Genomic DNA, 17,665 nt, shown 5'->3' on the forward strand with positions numbered 1-17,665 from the left:
AGCACGTTCCCGCGAGGAGGATGGCATGACCGTACGCGTCGAGCGCAAGGGCCCCGTCACGACCGTGGTGATCAGCAGACCGGAGGCGCGCAACGCGGTGGACAGGAAGACCGCCGACGCGCTCACGGACGCGTTCGCCGACTTCGAGCGCTCCGACGCGGCCGTCGCGGTGTTGTGGGGCGAGGGCGGCACGTTCTGCGCGGGCGCCGACCTCAAGGCGCTGGACAACCACGTCGGCGAGGACGGCGACGGCCCCATGGGCCCCACCAGGATGCGCCTGTCCAAGCCGGTCGTCGCCGCCGTCGCCGGGCACGCCGTGGCCGGCGGGCTGGAGCTCGCCCTCTGGTGTGACCTGCGGGTGGCCGAGGAGGACGCGGTGTTCGGCGTCTTCTGCCGCCGCTGGGGCGTGCCGCTGATCGACGGCGGCACCGTACGGCTGCCCCGGCTCATCGGCGCCTCCCGCGCCATGGACATGATCCTCACCGGCCGCCCGGTGCACGCCCCCGAGGCCCGCGACATCGGCCTGGTCAACCGCCTGGTGCCCACCGGCACGGCCCGGCGGCACGCCGAGGAGCTGGCCGCGTCGATCGCGGCGTTCCCGCAGGCGTGCCTGCGCGGCGACCGCATGTCGCTGCTGGAGCAGCACGGCCTCCCCGAGGAGGAGGCGATGCGCAACGAGCTGCGCCACGGCCTGGTCTCACTGCCCGACGCCGCGGCGGGCGCCGCCAGGTTCGCCGCCGGCGCCGGCCGCCACGGGGACTTCGCCCAGTAGGGCAGGGTCAGCCGAGCACGGGGTAGTTGGCCCTGATCACGCTGAGCGGGTCGCGGGCGCGCTTGAGCGCGCGCAGCCGGGTCAGAGTCTCGGGCGAGAACGCGGCCGCCGCCTGCTCGCCGCCGTGCAACATCGTGTACGGCCGCCGCCCGCTGCCGTACGGCACCAGCGCCTTGCCCAGCCGCTCCAGCCGCTCCGACACCTCCTCAGAGGCCATGCCGAGCGCGTGCACGAGGTACGGCTCCGGCAGCCGCTCCACCGCCCCGCCGCCCTCGACCGGCCTGGCCACCGCCCCGCCCAGGTGCCGGACCTGCACCGCGACCAGCGGCTCGATCGGCTCGCCGAGCAGCACGCCGGCGACCTCGTCGTCCAGCCCGGTCAGCAGCTCGGTGTGACCCGCGCCGGGGCTCGGGTCGACCGGCTCGTCGCAGATCGAGGCCAGCTCGGCCACCGGCAGCAGCCGCCTGGTGTCGGCGATCGCCCCGCCGACGGCCTCGAACGGCCGCAGCAGCGCCCCGGGGTCGGCCCCCAGGTAGGTGCAGTCCATCATGACGAAGCCGGGCGCCCCGGGCGGGGTCAGGAGCTGGAACCACACCGTCAGCTCCTCCGGCGCGGACTCGGTGACCTCGCGGAAGGCGGCCATGACCTGGGCGGCCCGGTCCGCCGGCCAGATCATCCGGCCGCCGTACAGGAAGGGCGCCGGGTACAGGTCGAACTCCAGCGCCGTCACGATCGCGAAGTCGCCGCCGCCGCCGCGCAGGGCCCAGAACAGCTCCGGATCGCGCTCGGCGGTCACCCTGATCCGGCCGCCCTCGGCGTCCACGGCGTCGAAGGCGCGTACGCTGTTGGCGGCGAAGCCGTACTTCCTGCTGAACCAGCTCAGACCGCCGCCAAGGGTGTACCCGGTCACGCTCACCACCGGCGAGCTGCCCGCCAGGCCGGTCAGCCCGAGCGGGCTCGCCGCGGCCAGCACCTCGCCCCACTTCACACCGGCGCCGACGCGCGCCACCCCGTCCTCGATCTCCACCCCGCCCAGCCGGCCGGTGCGCAGCAGGATCGCCCCCTCGGTGTCGCCCGACGCGCCGTGGCCGCCCGGCTGCGCGGTCACCGCGAGGCCGTGCCGGCGGGCGTAGCCGATCACGGCCGCCACGTCGTCGGCGTCGGCCGCCTCGACGACCGCGCGTACCGGCTGGTCCACCGACAGGTTCCAGGGCCGGCGGGCCGCGTCGAACCCGTCGTCGCCGGGGAGCAGCACCGGGCCGGTCGTCACGTTCCTCAGTTCGTTCATGTGGTCGATCGTGCCCTGGGGCACTTGCGGGGGAATTGGGGTTGACTTGAGGGGCCGTGGCGCCGGGGCCGTCCGGGCCGTCCGGGGCGCCCGCCGCCGGGAGTGGCGTCCCGGCTGACTGTCGGAGCCGCCGCGTATCGTGATCGGCATGCCTGACATCGAGGTCGCGGGGCGCGCCGTGCACATCACCAGCCCCGACAAGGTGGTCTTCCCGCAGTCCGGCCACACCAAGCTCGACCTGATCCGCTTCTACGAGGCGGTGGGCGAGGGGGCGCTGCGGGGCGTCCACGGGCGGCCGATGGTGCTCAAACGGTTCGTCCACGGCATCGAGCAGGAGGCGTTCTTCCAGAAGCGCGCGCCGGCCAAGCGGCCCGACTGGATCGAGGTGGCCGAGCTGCGCTACCGGTCCGGCCTGAGCGCGGAAGAGGTGGTCTGCACCGATCTGGCGCAGTTGTTGTGGGTGGTCAACCTCGGGTGCGTCGACCTCAACCCCCATCCGGTGCGCGCCGACGACCTGGCCAGGCCCGACGAGCTGCGCATCGACCTCGATCCCGTCCCCGGCGTCGGGTGGGCCGACGTGCTGGCGACGGCGCAGGTGGCGCGGGAGGTGCTGGCCGACCACGGGCTGGTCGCCTGGCCGAAGACGTCCGGGTCGCGCGGGTTCCACGTCTACGCCCGTATCGAGCGGCGATGGTCGTTCGCCCAGGTGCGCAAGGCGGCCGAGACCGTGGCGCGCGAGGTCGAACGACGGGCTCCGGACCTGGCGACCAGCCGGTGGTGGAAGGAGGAACGCCACGGCGTGTTCGTCGACTTCAACCAGAACGCCTACGACCGCACGGTCGCCTCGGCGTACTCGGTGCGCGCCGTGCCCGACGCCCGGGTGTCCACGCCGCTCACGTGGGACGAGGTGCCCGGCTGCCGGCCCGAGACGTTCACGATCGACACCGTCCCCGGGCGGCTGGCCGAGCTCGGCGACCCGTGGGAGGACATCGACCTGCACGCCGGCTCGCTCGACGGGCTGCTGGCGCTGGCCGAGGAGCTCGGGCCGGCGCCCAAGCCGCCCAAGGGCAGCGGGCGCAGGCAGCAGACCGTGCCGGTCATCGAGATCGCCAGGGCCCAGCACAAGGACGAGGCCATGGCGGGGCTCGACCGCTGGAAGGCCCGCCACCCGGAGGTCGCGGCCCGGCTGGAGCCCGCCGACGTGCTGGTCGACGGCATGCGGGGGCGCAGCAGCGTGTGGTACCGGATCCGCGTCAACCTCCAGCACGTGCCGGAGGGCGAGCGGCCCGGGCAGGAGGCGCTGGAGGTCGACTACGACCCCTGGCAGGGCGCGGGCGGCCCCTGAAGGGCAACGCCCCCTGGGGGGTCAGCGGCCGGAGACGAGGTCGCCGAGGCGGGCGTAGAGCGACGTGGTCGTGCCTCGGTCGTTCTCGTGCCGGTCGGCGGCCCTGAACAGCGTGTAGATGAGCTGCACGCCGGCCCACCGCAGCGGTTCCGGCTCCCACTGCCGCACCTGCCGGCCCACCCACGGCAGCGCCGTCAGCTCGGTGTCCTGCCGCAGCACCAGGTCGCGCAAGGTGCGCCCGGCCAGGTTCGTGGTGGTGACGCCGCTGCCGACGTACCCGCCGGCCCAGCCGAGCCCGGTCGCGTGGTCCAGGTGCACGGTCGAGCACCAGTCGCGCGGCACGCCGAGCACCCCGCACCACGAGTGCTGCACCCGCGCGTCGGCCGCCGCCGGGAAGAGCTTGACCAGCATCCGCCACAACAGCGCCACGGTCCGCGCCTGGGTGGCCCCCCGTCGGTCGGTACGCGACCCGAACCGGTACGGCACCCCCCGCCCGCCGATCGCGATCCGGTCGTCGGCCGTACGCTGGGCGTAGACGTAGGCGTGGGCCTGGTCGCCGAGGAGTTCGTGCCCGGCCCAGCCGATGTGCTTCCACACCTCTGCGGGCAGCGGCTCGGTGACGATCATGGAGCTGTTCATCGGCAGCCACTGCCGGTGCTGCCCGGCCAGGGAGGCGGTGAAGCCCTCGGTGGCGCGGATGACGTACTCGGCCGAGACGACGCCGAGCGGCGTGTGCGCCGACGCCTTGCCGCCCTCGCGCGGCCGGATCTCGGTCACCGTCGTGCCCTCGAAGATGTCCACGCCCAGCGCGGCGACCGCCGAGGCCAGCCCGACGGCGAGCTTGGCCGGCTGCACGCGGGCGCAGTGCGGCGAGTACGCGGCCTCCAGCGTGCCCGCCACCTGGAGGCGTTCGCGCTGCTCGTCGCGGTCCATCAGGCGCATGTCGGCCTCGCCGTAGCCCCAGGAGCGCAGGTCGGCGACCTCCTCGCGCAGCCGCCGCCGCTGGGCCGGATTGGTCGCGACATGCACGAGGCCGCCCTTGTGCACGTCGGCGTCGATGCCCTCGGCGCGGGTGACGTCGATGACCTCGTCCACGGCGCGGAACATGGCGTGCTGGAGGTCGATCATGGCCTGCCGGCCGCGCGCCTTGGCGTGCCGCTCGCGCGAGCCGGCGAACTCGGCCGACAGCCAGCCGCCATTGCGCCCCGAGGCCCCGAACCCGGCGAACTCCTTCTCCAGGATCGCGATCCGCAGGTCTGGCTGCGCCTTCTTCAGGTAGTACGCGGTCCACAGGCCGGTGTAGCCGCCGCCGACGATCGCCACGTCGTACTCGCGGGACCCGGGCAGGGACGGCCGCCTGGCGGGCAGGCCGATCTGCCGGTACCAGAACGAGACGCCCCCGTTGGCGAAGTCGTCGGTGAGCGGGATGCCTGTCATGACTGTTCTGCCTCCACGGCTGCTGCTTGCCCGGCCGCTGCTTCCCCGGCGGACGGGGTCGGTGGGCTGATCACCCAGAGCACCTCGGCGGTCTCGTCGCCGTCGTTGACCACCCGGTGCGGGACCGACGTGCGGTACTCCACGCTGTCGCCGGGCCCGAGCGGGTGGGCGGCGGCGGACCCGGCGGGGCCCAGCCAGAGCGTGAGACTGCCGCGCAGCACGAGGAAGATCTCCTGCGACTCGCCGTGCGTGTACGGCTCGTCGCCCGTGGAGGAGCCCGGGTCGAACTCCCCGGCGTACATCTCCAGGGTGCGCAGCGGGCGCTGGGAGATCAGGAACTTGCGGGTGCCCGGCCCGGTGGCCAGCTCGGGACGCTCGGCGCGGGTCACCACGCGGTGGGCGGGCTCGTCGTCCTCGTTGAACAGGTCGGCCACCGTGATGCCGAGAGCCGAGGCGATCCTGCGCAGCATGCCGATGCTCGCGCTGGTCTGCCCGCGTTCGAGCTGGCTGATGAAGCTCGGGCTGGCCTTGGCCTCGCCGGCCAGGGCGCGCACGGTCATGCCGCGCATGCCGCGGTAGACCCGGATGCGGGTGCCCAGGTCGCTCATCGAACCCCTCGATCGGTCAGGCTGAACAAGTTGTTCAGTGACGGTACCGACGGCGGAGAAAGCCCAGCAAGAGGGGGGTGCCTAACGAAACGGTAACCGGTCTCAGCCGCGGGTCGGCCGCTGGTAGCCTTCGTCGCCGCCGTACACGTGCCGCGAGGGGTCGTGCTCGGGCTGGTTGGCCGGGCTGGTCGGGGAGGCGGTGTGCTCCTCGGCGAAGTCGTCCGACGGCGCCGGCGGCGGCGGGAACAGGTAGTCGTGCCAGGTGATCCGGCCGCTGGGCTCGGCGTCGGTGGTGAACGCGCCCGCGCGCTGGGCGGCGGCCAGCCTGCCGGGGAATCGCACCGGCAGGCACGGGCGGCGCAGGTGGCGGGCTTCGAGCCAGATCCTGGCCAGCTCCTCGGTGTCGAGGACCTGCGGGCCGCCGTACTCGATGACGGCGCACGCGGGGCCGCCGGCGAGCAGCGCGGCCAGCCGCAGCGCGACGTCGTTCACGTGCACCGGCTGCCAGGGCAGGGAACGGTCCACGGGCAGCACGGGCAGCACCGAGAAGTCGCGCAGCAGCCCGTCCAGCCGCTGGTGGAACGGGGTGGCGCGGACGACCGTCCAGGCCATGCCGCTCTCCTTGACCAGCCGCTCGGCCTCCAGCTTGTGCCGCTGGCCGGGCGCGCGGTCCGCGCCGACGACCGAGGTCAGCAGCACGTGCGCGACCCCCGTCGCGCGGGCCGCCGCGACCAGCGTGCGGGTGCCGGCCAGGTCCACCTGCGCGCCCCCCTTGCGGCCGCCGGTGGCCAGGTGCGCGATCGCCTCGACCTGTCGTACGGCCTCCGCGACGCCCTTCCCGGAGGCCAGGTCGCCCCACATCCACTCGACGCCCCCGCGGCTCTCGTGCCGGGTACGGCTCAACGCGCGTACCCGATGTCCCGCCTTGAGCAGGACGGGCAGCAAAGCCCTGCCGAGGGTGCCGGTGGCTCCTGTGACCAGAATGCGCATGTCCGGTTCCTACCCGCGAATCCCCAGAGATGACAATGATTTTCGTGGCAAGGTCTGTCGGCGGCAGAGCGGGGTAGAGCCGCCAATATGGCTCGTATCGCATCCGAATCCCTGATAGAGCGGCTGGCCGAGTGGGGTGTCGACACCGTCTTCGGCATGCCGGGCGACGGCATCAACGGCATCATGGAGGGGCTGCGCCGTCACCGTGACCGGGTGCGGTTCGTGCTGGTGCACCACGAGGAGGCCGCCGCCTTCATGGCCACCGGCTACGCCAAGGCCACGGGACGGATCGGCGTGTGCCTGGCCACCTCGGGCCCCGGCGGCATCCACCTGCTCAACGGCCTCTACGACGCCAAGCTCGACCACGTCCCGGTGCTGGCCATCACCGGCATGCAGGAGACCGCCGTGCTCGGCACCGGCTACCAGCAGGAGGTCCACCTCGACAAGCTGTTCGCCGACGTGGCCGAGTACAACATGATGATCACCAACCCGGCCCAGCTGCCCTCGCTGGTGGACCTGGCCGTCCGGACGGCCTACGCGCGGCGCGGCGTCGCCCACCTCACCCTGCCCAACGACATCCAGGTGGCCGACGCGGGGGCGGACCCGTACAGGACGGTCGCGCCGGTGCGGGCGCCGGAGACCGCGCCGATCTACCTGCGGCCCTCGGGGCTGCCGCGGCAGGCGGACCTGGCGCGGGCCGCCGAGGTGCTCAACAGCGCCGAACGGCCCGCCATCCTGGTCGGGCAGGGCGCGCTGCACGCCCGCCAGGAGGTGCTGGCCGTGGCCGAGGCGCTGGGGGCGCCGGTGGTCAAGACGCTGCCCGGCAAGGCCGTCGTCCCGGACGAGTCGCCGTACACGACGGGCGGGATCGGGCTGCTCGGCACGAGGCCGAGCGAGGACCTGATGGACGACGCCGACGTGTTGTTCATGGTGGGCACGAACTTCCCCTACTCCACGTTCCTGCCGGAGCCGGGCAACGCGCGGGTGGTGCAGTTCGAGGCCGACCCGGCCAGGGCGGGGACGCGGGTGCCGACCGACGTGCCCGTGGTGTGCGACGCCAAGGAGGGCCTGCGGGAGCTGCTGCCGCTGCTGACCCCCAGGAACGGCGACGGCCATCTGGCGAAGTACCAGAAGCTCATGGCCAAGTGGCGCTCCGACATGGACGCCCTGGAGAACCCGGACAGAGACCCCATCGCCCCCCAGTACGTCATGTCCGTCATCGACGACCTGGCCGCCGACGACGCCATCCTCACCTGCGACAGCGGCACGATCGCGACCTGGGCCGCGCGCCACTGGACGATCCGCGGCGAACGCGAGTTCTACCTGTCGGGCACGCTGGCCACGATGGCCCCGGGCCTGCCGTACGCCATCGCCATGCAGCACGCCTTCCCCGGCCGGCAGGTCATCGCCTACGTCGGCGACGGCGGGTTCGCGATGCTGATGGCCGAGTTCCTGACCGCCGCGCAGCACCAGCTGCCGGTCAAGGTCGTCATCAACAACAACAACTCGCTCGGGCAGATCCTGTGGGAGCAGATGGTGCTCGGCTACCCCGAGCACGGCGTGCGCTTCGGCCGTCCCGAGGCCGACTACTCGACCTGGGCCAGGGCGTGCGGCGGGTTCGGCGCCAAGGTCACCCAGGCCGGCGACGTGGTCGCGGCCGTCAGGCAGGCGCTGGCCCACGACGGCCCGGCCCTGGTGGACGTGGACGTCAACCCGAACGAGCCGCCCATGCCCGGCAAGGTCTCCTACGACCAGGCCAAGAGCTTCGCCACGGCCTTCCTCAAGGGCCAGCCGCACAAGGCGGCCATCGCGACCACCCTGTTCAAGGACCGCATCCAGAGACTCGGCGACTGACCAGCCGGTCTCGGGGGCTCTCGGAGGCGCGGGCGGCTTCCACGAGCGGGTTCAGGGGGCTCTCGGAGGCGCGGGCGGCTTCCACAGGCGGGTTCACGGGGTCTCATAGGAGCCGGCGAGCTTTCAGGGGCCCTCGTAGGCGCGGGCGATCTGGGCGGCGGTCTCCAGGAGCGGGTCGACCAGCCGGGGCAGCTCGCGGGAGCGCCGCGAGGCGAGCACGATCCCGAGCGCCGCCACCACCCGGCCGCCCGCCAGGATCGGCGCCGCCGCCGAGCACGAGCCGAGCGTCATCTCCTCGTGCGTCAGCGCGTAACCCCGCTCCCGCACCGCCGCCAGCTCCCTGGCCAGCCGGCCGGGCTCGGTGACGGTGTGCGGCGTCGGACGTTCGAGCTTGCGGGCCAGGTACGCCTGCGCGAACCACTCCGGCTCGAAGGCCAGCAGCGCCTTGCCCACCCCCGTCGGATGCATCGGCAGCCGCCCGCCCGTACGCGAGACGATGGGCACGGCCCGCCTGCCGTACACCTTGTCCACGTACAGGACCTCCAGGCCGTCGCGGACGGCCAGGTGCACGTTCTCGCCGGTGGCGGCGAACAGCTCCTGGAGCCAGGGGTGTGCGCGGCCGAGCAGGCTGCCGGGCGCGAGCTGGCCGAGCTCCCACAGCCGCAGCCCCACCCGCAGCCGCCCGTCGGGGGTACGGCTGAGGGCCTGCCACTCCTCCAGCTCGGCCACCAGCCGGTGGGCCGTGCTCAGCGGCACCCCGCTGCGCCTGGCCAGGTCGGTCAGCGTGAGCCGCGGATGGGCCGCGTCGAACGCCCCCAGGATCGCCAGCACCTTGGACGTCACCGTCTGCCCCGGTCGGCGCGCTCCTCCCGACATGACCACACTCCTGCACAGTTCTTCCACTCAGTGGAAGAGGTTACTCGGCTCCCAGGACCGCGAGGCAGCAGACTTCCCTCATGCGAACTCAGGTCGGGATCATCGGCGCGGGGCCCGCGGGCCTGCTGCTTTCTCATCTGCTCCACCTGCGCGGCATCTCCTCGGTGGTGCTGGAACGGCGCAGCCGCGACTACGTCGAGCGGCGCGTCCGCGCGGGCGTCCTGGAGCAGGGCACGGTGGACACGCTCGACGAGGCGGGCGTCGGCGCGCGGATGCGCCGCGAGGGCCTGCCCCACCACGGCATCGAGCTGCGGTACGGCGGCGCCGGCCACCGCATCGCCTTCGACAAGCTGGTCCCCGGCCGCGCCATCACCGTGTACGGGCAGCAGGAGGTCGTCAAGGACCTGATCGCGGCCCGGCTGGCGGCGGGCGGCGACCTGCGGTTCGAGGTCGAGGACGTGGCGGTGCACTCGCTGGAGTCCGAGCCGTACGTCACCTTCGGCGGCGAGCGGCTCGACTGCGACGTGATCGCCGGCTGCGACGGGTTCCACGGCGTCTCCCGGCCGAGCGTCCCGGAAGGGGTGCTGGAGGTGTTCGAGCGGGAGTACCCGTTCGCGTGGCTCGGCGTCCTGGCCGAGGTGGCGCCGTCGTCGGAGGAGCTGATCTACGCCAGGACCGAGCGCGGTTTCGCGCTGCACAGCATGCGCTCGCCCACGGTCAGCCGCTTCTACCTCCAGGTCCCCGCCGACACCGACGTCGCGGACTGGCCGGACGAGCGCGTATGGGCCGAGCTGAAGGCCCGCCTGGAGACCGTCCCGGGCTTCGAGCTGGCCACGGGCGAGATCATCGAGAAGGGCGTCACCCCGATGCGCTCCTTCGTCGTGGAACCCATGCAGTACGGCCGGCTCTACCTCGCCGGGGACGCCGCGCACATCGTGCCGCCGACCGGCGCCAAGGGACTCAACCTGGCCGTGGCCGACGTACGCGTGCTGACCGAGGCGCTGGCGGCCTTCTTCGAGCACGGCTCGTCGGAGCTGCTCGACGGCTACTCGCGGGCGTGCCTGAAGCGGGTCTGGCGGGCGCAGCACTTCTCGTGGTGGATGACGACGCTGCTGCACACCTTCGACGACGACGACCCGTACGGACGCCGGCTCCAGACCTCCTACCTGGACTACGTCACCTCCTCGGAGGCGGCGGCGACCACGCTGGCCGAGAACTACGTCGGGCTGCCCTCCGACTGACCCCGAGCCGCCGACCTCGGACGATGCCTTAAAGTTGGCGAGTGGTTTTCGAGGAGGGCTGGGCGCTTTCGCCCCTGCGGTGGTTGATGGACACGCTGGGCCATGCCCAGCTCGCCAGGATGGAGGCCGAGCCCGCGCTGGTCGCGGCCGTGGATCAGCACGCGGCCGTGCTGCGTGACGCGATCCCGCTCGACCGCGAGTCCCTGGGCGACTACCTGCTGGGTTTCCTCGACGAGCTGCGCCACCGCGGCTGGATCTTCAGCGGCGACCACGACGCGCCCGCGCTGCGCCTGACGGCGGTCTGCTGGCTGGCCCGCGAACAGGGCTTCCTGGCCGAACCGGCCTGATCCCGCGCTCCCGGCCGGACCACGCGCTCTGCGGGCGCGTGACCGGCCGTGGCGGGGTCCGCGTGACCGGGCGCTCGTCCCGGCCACACGGAGCTCAGGTCGACTCCGGCGGGTTGTCCGCACGGGTCGCGCCGCCGGGCGTCGTCCGCACCGGCTGCGTCGGCTCGGACGGCCGGGTCTCGGACGGCCCGGTCATCGTGCGGGCGTCCTCACGTCCCCGCTGGTACGCCTCGGCGTGCGCCCTGGCCTGCGGCGCCTCCGCCTCGATCCGGCCGATCCAGCGTTCCCAGCGCTGCTGCATCGGACGTACGAGCCCGCCGCCGAGTCCGATGGCGAGGATCGCGCCGATGGTGGCGAGCACGGTGATGAGCACCGGGGTCGTGACGGTCGTGGCGACGCCGATCTGGTTGAGCGCGGCGATGATGCCGAGCGCCCAGATGAACACGGCGGCTGCGATGCTCAGCCAGCGGCCGTAGGACAGACCGCCGAGCGCGCCGTCGATCAGGTCCCTGACGGCCCGGGCGATCGCCCCGGCGATCACGATGATCACGATGGCGACCACGGCCCTGGGCAGCCAGGCCACCACTCCGGTCAGCAGCGCCGAGATCGGGTTGGGCCCGAAGACGCTGAAGGCGATCTGCAGGGTGATCAGCAGGATCGCGTAGTAGACGAGCTTGGCCAGCAGGGTGCTGGCGTCGTACCGGCTGCGTTCCAGCCAGCGCTGAACGCCGCTGCGCTGCACCGCGCGGTCGAACCCCACCCGCTCAAGGATCTTGTCCACGAGTTTCTGCAGCGCCTTCGCCACGATCCACCCGATGATCAGGATCACCACGAACGCGACGAACCTGGGCACGAACGTCGCGACCTGCCGCCAGGCGTCCGTCAGACCCTGGCCGATATTGATGTCCACGGTTTCCTCCAGGACGAGGAGCCAATGGAATCGCGCTACCCGCCCAAAAACGGACCATGCACTCAGGGACACCAAAAGTTCGCACACTGCTACATATGTCTGAAGGCGGGTCCGCGGGCATCAGGCGAGGCGGCGCAGGTCCATCTGGAAGTTCTGGTGCCAGGTCTGGCCGCCGTCGACGGTGGTCTCGCCGATCTCGTGCCAGGTCGTGGGGGTGAACGTCAGGGTGTAGCGGCTGGTGTAGGCGGGCGTCTGCAGGCTCCACTGGAAGGTGCCGTCGCCGACCACCGGCACGACCGTGGTGACGTACCCGCGGGAGAACGCCTCCCAGCGGTACTGGCCGGTCGACTCGTTGTAGTTGATCACCGCGAGGGCGCTGTCCACGATCGTCCGCGGGTCGGCCTTGTCACGGCCCTGCCCCTCGACCGAGATCACCAGGTCGCCCGCCTGCCGGCGCACCCGTTCGGTCTGCAGGAACTCCTGCCGCGTCCCCGAGGGCGTGACGGTCCAGCCCGGCCCCGCCCAGGTGCCGATCATGAACGAGAGCCGCCGCATGGCCTCGGCCTGGCCGTCGAGCGCCCCGGCCTGGGCGGAGGAGGTTCGGGCGGCCGTCGCCGGGCCGGGGGAGAGCAGGGCCGCGAGTAAAGCGAGCGGCAGGAGCAGGCGGACCAATGACTTCATAGAGGCGTCCTCGTCAGTGTGCGGCTGATACCGAGCCGGGGGTGCGCGGTCAGGTAGAGACCGGTGGCGGCGTCGTACAGGTCGTTGGCGTCCATGCGCATGGGGGCCATGGTGTTGCCGGCGGGGGTGACGTTGCGCAGCGCGCGCAGCCCCGCGTCGTGGGCGGCGGTCACCAGCTCGCTCATCGGCGCGGTGCCGCCGGCGGTGGTCGCGTCGGTCAGGTCGGACAGCCCCGCCGTGATCGCCGCGAACGCGTGGCCGGAACGCTCGCCCCTGACCAGGTGCTGGGCCAGCCAGAAGTAGCTGGCCCGGCCGCGGTACTGCCGGTAGACCGAGGAGACCATGGTCAGCAGCCGCTGGTAGGCGTTGCGGTAGAGGGACTCGTAGAAACCCTGGGCCTCCAGCTCGCTCACCTCGCCGCGCTCGGCGGCGGTGATCGAGGCGGCGGCCAGCAGGGCGCTGTACATGGCCAGGTGCACGCCGGTCGACAGCAGCGGGTCGAGGAAGCAGGCGGCGTCCCCGGCGATGCGGTAGCCGGGGCCGCAGAAGGAGCCCGCGACGTAGGAGAAGTCCTGCTCGATGCGCACCGGGCCGGTGAACCTGCCGACCAGCCCCGCCACGGTCGGCGACTCGGCCACCACCGCGTGGAACATCTCCTCCGGCGAGCCGTAGTGGGGCCGCCGCTCAAGGAAGCGCGTCTGGTGGGTGACGAAACCGACGCTGAACACCTCGCCGCGCAGCGGGATCACCCAATACCACCCTTCCGGCGAGGAGATGACGTTGATGCCGCCGCCCGGCGTGTCGGGAAGGAGGTCGCCGCCCTGGTAGTAGCCCCAGATCGCGACGTTCCTGAAGACGTCGTGCGGTTGCCGATCACGGAAGTGCTGCGCCGACAGTACTCCGGCCCGCCCGGAGGCGTCGACCACGTAGTCGAAGCGCTCCAGGCCGCCGTCCCACTCGGCGGCGCAGGCCCGGCCGTCCTCGAACAGCACGCGCCTGACCCGGGCCCGCTGGATCACCTCGACGCCCTGGGAGGCGGCGTGGTCCAGCAGCACCTGGTCGAAGTCGTCGCGGTCCACCTGCCAGGAACGCACCTCCGGGCCGAACGTGGCCGCCCAGTTCACCGTCCAGTCGCGTTCGGCCCCCCAGCGCAGCAGCAGGCCCTCCTTGACCGGGTAGCCGCGTTCCTCGATCTTCTCGTGCGCCCCGGCGTAATCGATGATGGTCCGGCAGGACGGCGAGACGGATTCGCCGATGTGGTAACGCGGGAAACGTTCGCGTTCCAGAAGGCGGACGTCCATTCCGTTGCGGGCCAGCAGTGTCGCGGCGATCGAACCCGCCGGGCCGCCGCCGATCACTAATACCTTGGTCATCGCGAGCCCTTCCGATAATCGTTACGTAATACGCAGTCGCGGGCCCGGATGCGCAGGCCCAATACGTAGGCCGATACGTATATTGCGGCGTTATTCTGGACCGCCGGCCCGGCCTGGTCGATGATGCGTGTTGAGTTCTGTTTCCCGTCTTTGTCAAGGAGCGCGCATGGGAGTGAACCTCCGGCTGGTCGTTCCCCTGGTCTACGCCGCCGCGGTGGTCGTGGCCTTCCTGATCGGCAAGGCGGTCGGCTCGGTGGTCGTCATCGCCGGCGCCGTCCTCGTGGCCCTGTTCTTCGTCCTGTCCGGCCGGTCACGCCAGCGCGAATAGGGCGCCCCACGGGTCGCGCACGATCGTCGCCCGGGGATACCCGGGGGCGATCGTGGCGCCCAGCCGGACCGCCGTCGCGGCCGACGCGGCGCGGTCGGCGACCGCGAAGAACGTCACCCACTGCGGACGCGCGCCCGTCCGGTCCCGCACCGCGAGCCCGCCACCCGGCGGCTCGCCGAACCGGTCGCCGAACAGGTCGCGGTAGAACGTGGCATCGGCGGACCACAACTCGTGCGCGCACCACGTCCCCGGCTCGCCGGCCAGCACGATCCCGGCCGGGCGGTGCCCCTCCCAGAAGCCGACGGCCGCTCCCGACGAGTCGGCCGCGAACAGCACCCGCCCGTCCTCGCCGGCCGCCATCGGGCCGAAGACGACGCCGCCGCCCAGCTCCTTGACCCGTACGGCCACCGCGTCCACGTCCTGGGCCGCCAGGTAGGTGTTCCACGAGGCGGGCAGGCCCGCCGGCACCCGGCCGAAACCGCCCACGACCTGGCCGCCCAGCTCGACGAAGGAGTAGCCGGCCTCCTCGCGGAAGGTCCAGCCGAACAGCTCCCCGTAGAACGCCCGCGCCCCGGCCGGGTCGAGCGCCCCGTAGTCCACCCAGCACGGCTCGCCCGGCTCATACTGCTCGTGAATCGGCACGACCGGCCTCCTCCTCCGCTTCCAGGGCCGACAACCGCAGGTGCTCGGCGATGACCGGCGCCACGGCCGCGGGCCGCTCGATCATGCACAGGTGCCCGGCGCCGGGGACGGTGACCGTACGGCACCGCGGGACCGACGCGCGCAGCAGCCCGGCGCTCGCACGGAACGTCGGCATGTCGCGCTCGCCCACGACGACCAGCGTGCGGGCCCGGATGCCGCGCAGGTCCCCGACCGTGTGGACGTGCCTGCTCAGCCCGTGCATCGCGCCGTCGCGCAGCTCCCGCCACGAGTGCCCGGCCACGATCGCGCGCAGCCGGGCCCGCAGCTCGGGATGGTCCTCGGTGCCCAGGAAGATGTCCGGCGGCGAGGACATCCACAGGTCGGCGAGCTGCTCGCCCTCCGCGCCCATCCTGGCCAGCCCGGCCAGGGCCCGGTAGCGCTCGGCGGTCCCCGGCTCGGCGGGCGCGCCCGCGACGGTCGGCGAGCCGACGATCAGGCCGCGCACGTCCCCGGCGTGGTCGATGGCCAGTTGCAGGGCGATCATCGAGCCGATCGACTCGGCCACCACCAGCGTCGCCGACTCGGCCCTGGCCAGCTCGGCCAGCTCGGCCGCCAGCGCGGGCAGCGACGTGCCCGGCCGCAGCGGCCCGGAACGCCCGTGGCCCGGCAAGTCCACGCCGACGTGCCGCCAGCCGGGCAACATGCCCCACAGCGGTTCCCACACCGAGGCGTCCATGGTGTAGCCGTGGATCCACAACACCGACCGGCCCTCGCCGGTCGAGCGCACGTACAGGCTCATGAGCAGGCTCCCGGGGCGGAGGGGACGGCGGCGAAACCCTCGCAGAAGCGGCGGAAGGCGATCACCGGCGTGTCGCCGGCGTCCAGCCGCTGCGGGGCGCGGGTGTCCAGGTGGTCCCAGACCACGCAGTCCTGGTCGAAGGCGTAGCGCGCGCCGTGGACGAGCGCGGGCAGCGAGTCGGTCCGGTCCGGCCGTACGCCGATGGCGACCCGCCCGACGCAGCCCGTCCCGTCCGGCACCGCGCCCGTGACGATCGTGTACGGCGCCTCCCCGGCGCCCAGCTCGGTGACCACGAGGTGCGGGCTGTAGGCGCGGGCCACGAAGCGGGAGGCGAAGTCCAGCCGCCGCTCCTTCTCCCACGGCGGCGCCTTGGTACGGAACTCGCCCTCGATGACCAGCTCGTCGTGCTCGCCCATGCTGACCCGCATGCCGCGCACCGAGGGCACCAGGTGGACGGTGCTGAAGTGCTGGGCGTCGAAGGCGTTCTCGACGACGTACTCGGCCGGGACCGTCACCGGCCGCCGAACCGCCGCCACGATCACCAGGTCCTGCGCCGCCTGCTTGATCGCCTGCTCGAAGCCCCGGTCGTCGCCGGGATCGCCGGACAGCCGGGCGAACAGCGCGGCGCCGGCCCGCAGCGTCCGCAGCTCGCCCACCGACCAGCGCCGCCCGCTCTCGCCCAGCGAGATGCGTTTGCCGTGGAAGGGGCAGATCACGCGGTCGCCGTCCAGCTTGCCGCCGTACCCGAGGTGGGCGCCGCGGTGCGGGCAGGTGGCCTCGAACACCCGGATACGTTCGCCGTCGCGTACGGCCATCAGCCGCGCGCCGCCCAGCAGCAGCGGCGTGACGCCCTGGCCGATCTCGTCGTCGAGGGCGAGCAGGAACCACCCGCCGTGGAGCTCCCCGTTGCCAGCCGTCATCTCTCCAGCGCCCCAATCACCTCTGTGGCCGCGCGCTCCCCGCTGGCCATCGCCATGTGCGCCATGGGCGGGCCGGACAGGCCCACGGTGGCCTCCCCGGCGAAGAAGACCGTCCCGCCCAGCGGCTCGGCCCAGGCCGGGGACGCCCACAGCGCCCCCACTCCCGGGTACGTGTACGCCCCGCCCGCCCACGGGTCGGCGCCCCAGTCGGCCACCACCACCCGCTCCGGGCCCAGCCCCCGCGTCCACGGCAGGGCCCTGGCCAGCAGCGCGGCCAGGGCGCCCGGCTCGGCCCAGGCGGCGCGGGCCGCGGCGGCGGCGCGGGACTTGGCCATCACCAGCACCTCCGGCCGCCCGGCCGTCGTGCTGACGAACCCCAGCCGGCCCCCGGCGTCGAAGACCACGACGGACTCCGGAGCCGGCTCCGGATAGCCGACCAGCCCGCACCAGGCGTCGCCGGGCCGCAGCTCGTACGCCGCCGCCTGCTTGCGTACCGGCAGGTCGTCGATCACGAGCCGGCCCTCGGCGACCATCGGCGGCGGCACGGTGACCACGGCGGCGGCGGCGCTCTCGGCGTGCCCCGACGCGGTGTGCGCCCGTACCCGGCCCGGCGACCAGGACAGGCGGACGACCTCGTCGCCGAGGCGTACCCGCAGGCCCTCGGCCAGCCGCGCGGGCAGCCGGTCGAAGCCGCCGGGCAGCGCGAACTCACCCCGTCCCGCGCGGTCGGCCCGCCGCAGCGCGGCCAGCGCCGCCGCGCTCAGCGCCTCGGGCTCGCCCGCCCAGTTCTGCCGGAACCACTCCGCCGTCGGCTCCAGCACCTCCGGGCAGCGTACGGTCTCCTCCTTGAGCCACGCCGCGACCGGCACGTCCCAGGGGTTCGCCCCGGCCAGGCGGCGCAGCAGCGGCGCGGCCGCGCCCGACGCCAGCCGCTCCTCCAGCAGCGGCGGTGTGGGCCGCAGCGCGCTCAGCGGGCGCGGCCCGTCCGCCAGCAACACCCGGGCCGCGCGCCGGGGCACCGGCACGGGCGCGCCCAGGCCGGGCAGCGCCGCGACGGGGTTGCGGTCGCCGTGGATCACCTGCGCGCCCAGCTCCAGCAAGGAGGGCCGATGGGTACGGATCCGGCCGCCCACCCGCTCCCTCGCCTCCAGCACCGTGACCGCCAGCCCGGCCCCGGCCAGGCGCGCGGCCGCCGCCAGCCCGCTCACCCCGGCGCCGATCACGACGACATCAAGCTCTGCCACCGGCACATCC

At 73.2% G+C, this 17,665-nt stretch carries 18 protein-coding genes; 6 read left to right on the forward strand and 12 right to left on the reverse strand.

The genetic code is table 11. The features are described 5' to 3' along the window. The first annotated feature begins 25 nt into the window (after window positions 1-25). Window positions 26-772, forward strand: a complete 747-nt coding sequence (locus IEZ27_RS06610; protein ID WP_189646375.1) for a crotonase/enoyl-CoA hydratase family protein — start codon at window positions 26-28, stop codon at window positions 770-772. A 7-nt stretch (window positions 773-779) separates the two neighbouring features. On the opposite strand, the gene IEZ27_RS06615 is transcribed toward IEZ27_RS06610, so the two are convergent. Continuing rightward, window positions 780-2,060 (reverse strand): FAD-binding oxidoreductase, encoded by a 1,281-nt coding sequence (locus tag IEZ27_RS06615; RefSeq protein WP_229823495.1) that lies wholly within the window; start codon window positions 2,058-2,060, stop codon window positions 780-782. A 148-nt stretch (window positions 2,061-2,208) separates the two neighbouring features. Here IEZ27_RS06615 and ligD point away from each other — a divergent pair, with 148 nt between their 5' ends. Continuing rightward, window positions 2,209-3,405, forward strand: a complete 1,197-nt coding sequence (gene ligD / locus IEZ27_RS06620) for a non-homologous end-joining DNA ligase (protein ID WP_189646376.1) — start codon at window positions 2,209-2,211, stop codon at window positions 3,403-3,405. 21 nt (window positions 3,406-3,426) lie between these two features. On the opposite strand, the gene IEZ27_RS06625 is transcribed toward ligD, so the two are convergent. The 3 genes from IEZ27_RS06625 to IEZ27_RS06635 form a co-directional block, all read right to left on the reverse strand. After that, complete coding sequence (locus IEZ27_RS06625) at window positions 3,427-4,842, reverse strand: NAD(P)/FAD-dependent oxidoreductase (RefSeq protein WP_189646377.1); 1,416 nt, start codon at window positions 4,840-4,842, stop codon at window positions 3,427-3,429. Next, on the reverse strand, window positions 4,839-5,450 hold the full coding sequence (locus tag IEZ27_RS06630) for a helix-turn-helix domain-containing protein (protein ID WP_189646378.1): 612 nt from the start codon (window positions 5,448-5,450) through the stop codon (window positions 4,839-4,841). The genes IEZ27_RS06625 and IEZ27_RS06630 overlap by 4 nt, the downstream gene beginning before the upstream one ends. 102 nt (window positions 5,451-5,552) lie before the next feature. Then, window positions 5,553-6,440, reverse strand: a complete 888-nt coding sequence (locus IEZ27_RS06635; protein ID WP_229823498.1) for an SDR family oxidoreductase — start codon at window positions 6,438-6,440, stop codon at window positions 5,553-5,555. Window positions 6,441-6,527: 87 nt separating this feature from the next. Here IEZ27_RS06635 and IEZ27_RS06640 point away from each other — a divergent pair, with 87 nt between their 5' ends. Continuing rightward, on the forward strand, window positions 6,528-8,294 hold the full coding sequence (locus IEZ27_RS06640; RefSeq protein ID WP_189646379.1) for a thiamine pyrophosphate-dependent enzyme: 1,767 nt from the start codon (window positions 6,528-6,530) through the stop codon (window positions 8,292-8,294). A 123-nt stretch (window positions 8,295-8,417) separates the two neighbouring features. On the opposite strand, the gene IEZ27_RS06645 is transcribed toward IEZ27_RS06640, so the two are convergent. Beyond that, window positions 8,418-9,170 carry an IclR family transcriptional regulator gene (locus IEZ27_RS06645; RefSeq protein WP_125635321.1) on the reverse strand — a complete coding sequence of 251 codons (753 nt, stop codon included), beginning with the start codon at window positions 9,168-9,170 and terminating at the stop codon, window positions 8,418-8,420. Between the two features lie 80 nt (window positions 9,171-9,250). Here IEZ27_RS06645 and pobA point away from each other — a divergent pair, with 80 nt between their 5' ends. Then, window positions 9,251-10,411 (forward strand): 4-hydroxybenzoate 3-monooxygenase, encoded by a 1,161-nt coding sequence (pobA, locus tag IEZ27_RS06650; protein WP_189646380.1) that lies wholly within the window; start codon window positions 9,251-9,253, stop codon window positions 10,409-10,411. Between the two features lie 41 nt (window positions 10,412-10,452). Continuing rightward, entirely contained in the window at window positions 10,453-10,758 is a 306-nt protein-coding gene (locus IEZ27_RS06655) for a DUF6401 family natural product biosynthesis protein (protein WP_221762181.1), read from the forward strand. Between the two features lie 94 nt (window positions 10,759-10,852). Here IEZ27_RS06655 and IEZ27_RS06660 read toward each other — a convergent pair whose 3' ends face one another. The 3 genes from IEZ27_RS06660 to IEZ27_RS06670 all read right to left on the reverse strand — a co-directional run bounded on the left by IEZ27_RS06660 (window position 10,853) and on the right by IEZ27_RS06670 (window position 13,722). Further along, window positions 10,853-11,662, reverse strand: coding sequence for a mechanosensitive ion channel family protein (locus tag IEZ27_RS06660; RefSeq protein ID WP_189646524.1), 810 nt, complete (start codon window positions 11,660-11,662; stop codon window positions 10,853-10,855). Window positions 11,663-11,788: 126 nt separating this feature from the next. Further along, window positions 11,789-12,349, reverse strand: a complete 561-nt coding sequence (locus IEZ27_RS06665; RefSeq protein ID WP_189646381.1) for a hypothetical protein — start codon at window positions 12,347-12,349, stop codon at window positions 11,789-11,791. Further along, window positions 12,346-13,722 (reverse strand): NAD(P)/FAD-dependent oxidoreductase, encoded by a 1,377-nt coding sequence (locus tag IEZ27_RS06670; protein WP_125635327.1) that lies wholly within the window; start codon window positions 13,720-13,722, stop codon window positions 12,346-12,348. Before IEZ27_RS06670 ends, IEZ27_RS06665 begins: the two co-directional genes overlap by 4 nt. A 166-nt stretch (window positions 13,723-13,888) precedes the next feature. Here IEZ27_RS06670 and IEZ27_RS06675 point away from each other — a divergent pair, with 166 nt between their 5' ends. After that, a complete protein-coding gene (locus tag IEZ27_RS06675) occupies window positions 13,889-14,050 on the forward strand; it encodes a hypothetical protein (protein WP_189646382.1) in 162 nt (53 codons plus the stop codon). On the opposite strand, the gene IEZ27_RS06680 is transcribed toward IEZ27_RS06675, so the two are convergent. The 4 genes from IEZ27_RS06680 to IEZ27_RS06695 are packed head-to-tail and all read right to left on the reverse strand — an operon-like array spanning window position 14,033 to window position 17,655. Beyond that, window positions 14,033-14,692 (reverse strand): VOC family protein, encoded by a 660-nt coding sequence (locus tag IEZ27_RS06680; protein ID WP_189646383.1) that lies wholly within the window; start codon window positions 14,690-14,692, stop codon window positions 14,033-14,035. The genes IEZ27_RS06675 and IEZ27_RS06680 overlap by 18 nt on opposite strands. Then, the gene (locus IEZ27_RS06685) at window positions 14,670-15,491 is read right to left on the reverse strand and encodes an alpha/beta fold hydrolase (RefSeq protein WP_189646384.1); all 822 of its coding nucleotides are present in this window, start codon (window positions 15,489-15,491) and stop codon (window positions 14,670-14,672) included. The genes IEZ27_RS06680 and IEZ27_RS06685 overlap by 23 nt, the downstream gene beginning before the upstream one ends. Beyond that, entirely contained in the window at window positions 15,488-16,411 is a 924-nt protein-coding gene (locus IEZ27_RS06690; RefSeq protein WP_189646385.1) for a Rieske 2Fe-2S domain-containing protein, read from the reverse strand. The genes IEZ27_RS06685 and IEZ27_RS06690 overlap by 4 nt, the downstream gene beginning before the upstream one ends. Then, window positions 16,408-17,655 carry a flavin monoamine oxidase family protein gene (locus IEZ27_RS06695; protein ID WP_189646386.1) on the reverse strand — a complete coding sequence of 416 codons (1,248 nt, stop codon included), beginning with the start codon at window positions 17,653-17,655 and terminating at the stop codon, window positions 16,408-16,410. The genes IEZ27_RS06690 and IEZ27_RS06695 overlap by 4 nt, the downstream gene beginning before the upstream one ends. Between the last annotated feature and the right edge of the window lie 10 nt (window positions 17,656-17,665).

This window comes from Nonomuraea spiralis (genome assembly GCF_014648435.1).
GTDB classification, from domain to species: Bacteria; Actinomycetota; Actinomycetes; order Streptosporangiales; family Streptosporangiaceae; genus Nonomuraea; species Nonomuraea spiralis.

What these genes read in the sequence shown, in the direction of transcription:
- IEZ27_RS06610 (WP_189646375.1), top strand. Translation starts at nt 26, where the DNA reads ATGACCGTACGCGTCGAGCGCAAGGGCCCCGTCACGACCGTGGTGATC.
- IEZ27_RS06615 (WP_229823495.1), bottom strand. Translation starts at nt 2,060, where the DNA reads ATGAACGAACTGAGGAACGTGACGACCGGCCCGGTGCTGCTCCCCGGC.
- ligD (WP_189646376.1), top strand. Translation starts at nt 2,209, where the DNA reads ATGCCTGACATCGAGGTCGCGGGGCGCGCCGTGCACATCACCAGCCCC.
- IEZ27_RS06625 (WP_189646377.1), bottom strand. Translation starts at nt 4,842, where the DNA reads ATGACAGGCATCCCGCTCACCGACGACTTCGCCAACGGGGGCGTCTCG.
- IEZ27_RS06630 (WP_189646378.1), bottom strand. Translation starts at nt 5,450, where the DNA reads ATGAGCGACCTGGGCACCCGCATCCGGGTCTACCGCGGCATGCGCGGC.
- IEZ27_RS06635 (WP_229823498.1), bottom strand. Translation starts at nt 6,440, where the DNA reads ATGCGCATTCTGGTCACAGGAGCCACCGGCACCCTCGGCAGGGCTTTG.
- IEZ27_RS06640 (WP_189646379.1), top strand. Translation starts at nt 6,528, where the DNA reads ATGGCTCGTATCGCATCCGAATCCCTGATAGAGCGGCTGGCCGAGTGG.
- IEZ27_RS06645 (WP_125635321.1), bottom strand. Translation starts at nt 9,170, where the DNA reads ATGTCGGGAGGAGCGCGCCGACCGGGGCAGACGGTGACGTCCAAGGTG.
- pobA (WP_189646380.1), top strand. Translation starts at nt 9,251, where the DNA reads ATGCGAACTCAGGTCGGGATCATCGGCGCGGGGCCCGCGGGCCTGCTG.
- IEZ27_RS06665 (WP_189646381.1), bottom strand. Translation starts at nt 12,349, where the DNA reads ATGAAGTCATTGGTCCGCCTGCTCCTGCCGCTCGCTTTACTCGCGGCC.
- IEZ27_RS06670 (WP_125635327.1), bottom strand. Translation starts at nt 13,722, where the DNA reads ATGACCAAGGTATTAGTGATCGGCGGCGGCCCGGCGGGTTCGATCGCC.
- IEZ27_RS06675 (WP_189646382.1), top strand. Translation starts at nt 13,889, where the DNA reads ATGGGAGTGAACCTCCGGCTGGTCGTTCCCCTGGTCTACGCCGCCGCG.
- IEZ27_RS06685 (WP_189646384.1), bottom strand. Translation starts at nt 15,491, where the DNA reads ATGAGCCTGTACGTGCGCTCGACCGGCGAGGGCCGGTCGGTGTTGTGG.
- IEZ27_RS06690 (WP_189646385.1), bottom strand. Translation starts at nt 16,411, where the DNA reads ATGACGGCTGGCAACGGGGAGCTCCACGGCGGGTGGTTCCTGCTCGCC.